This is a genomic window from Acidovorax sp. KPB24-03 (assembly GCF_057546605.1).
The window spans coordinates 1-1,130 of the sequence record NZ_BAAJYR010000716.1; the positions used below are offsets into that span (position 1 = coordinate 1).

Consider the following 1,130-nt stretch of genomic DNA (forward strand, 5'->3'; position numbering starts at 1 on the left):
CAGCGTGCGCACGGCGGCCAGGTAGTACGCCTTGGCCTGTTCCGGGTCGGGCGTGACCTGGCGCGCCAGCATGTACAGCTCGGCGCTGCCCGCGTAGTCGCCCGTGCCCAGCGCTTCCTTGGCGGCCCGCTCATACAGGCGCGCTGCCTCGCGCGGGTCTTTGGCCTCCTGCGCGAGCTGGCGGCTCATCGCGACGCCGGTGGCGCGGTCTTCCATTTCGGCCGCGCGGCGGGCGAGCAGCAATTGGCGGTCGGCGGGCCACTTTTCCTTGGCCAGGGCCTGGAGCTGGCGCTTGAGGTCCTCGCGCTGGGCTTTGCGGCGCTCGGTTTCCTTCTCGGGCGTGCGCTGGTACTCGGCGTACGACAGGTCCCACAGGCTCCACAGCGCGTCGCGGTGCAGTTCCGGGTCGCTGGAATCCAGCGCGGGTTGCAGCGTGGCCCGCGCGTCCGCCATTTCGCCCACGGCGATCTGGCGCTGCGCCAGCAGCAGGCGCAGGCGGGGGTTGTCGGGATCGCTGCGCAGCAGGTTGGTGAGGTAGGCCACCGACAGCGCGATGTCGGTGGTCTCGGACAGCCGGCGCTCCAGATCCTGGCGGGGGTACAGCAGCCACAGCCCCCCGCCGACCATGCTGGCCAGCAGGGCGATCAGCCACGAAGGCGCCAGGACGGGGCGCTCAGCGGGCTGGGCACTGGAGCTGGATTTGCGCAGCAGCATCGGCGATCCGGAATTGTTGGACATCCGGGCCGGCCGGAGTGGCCGCCCGCGTGGGGGTGAGCAGTTTCTGGTTGGCGCGCACCTGGCAGTTGCCGGCCGCCGCCACGCTGAACGCGAGCGGGGCGTAGGCCTTCAGCGTGAACTCGGTGCGCGCGCCCTGGTCGCGCACGTTCCAGTCGCCGAGCCGGCCGTTGGCATCGAACAGGTAGGGGCCCTGGGCCACCGCGGCGGGCGTGCTGGCCGTGGCCGTGTGCCAGCGCCTGCCCCTGTGGCGCGCGCGCCTGCTGCTCGATGCGGCGGGCCACCCGCGCGCCGAGGCCTGGGCGATGGCCCCCACCACCGTGCCGGTGCGCCTGCAACTGGCCACGCGCCCGCTGGAAGGCGCGCACGGCGAATTCGTGCGCCACAAGACCACG

General features: G+C 72.7%; 3 protein-coding genes. 1 reads left to right on the forward strand and 2 read right to left on the reverse strand.

The features are described from left to right. Together AC27KI_RS25450 and AC27KI_RS25455 are read right to left on the reverse strand one after the other, a co-directional pair. Positions 1–714 (reverse strand): tetratricopeptide repeat protein (locus AC27KI_RS25450; RefSeq protein ID WP_487116582.1); only part of this gene is annotated, 714 nt, incomplete at its 3' end. Further along, positions 674–937: a hypothetical protein gene (locus tag AC27KI_RS25455; protein ID WP_487116584.1), complete on the reverse strand. Its 264-nt coding sequence runs from the start codon at positions 935–937 to the stop codon at positions 674–676. The genes AC27KI_RS25455 and AC27KI_RS25450, both read right to left, overlap by 41 nt. A gap of 10 nt (positions 938–947) precedes the next feature. Here AC27KI_RS25455 and AC27KI_RS25460 point away from each other — a divergent pair. Next, positions 948–1,130 (forward strand): hypothetical protein (locus tag AC27KI_RS25460; RefSeq protein ID WP_487116586.1); only part of this gene is annotated, 183 nt, incomplete at its 3' end.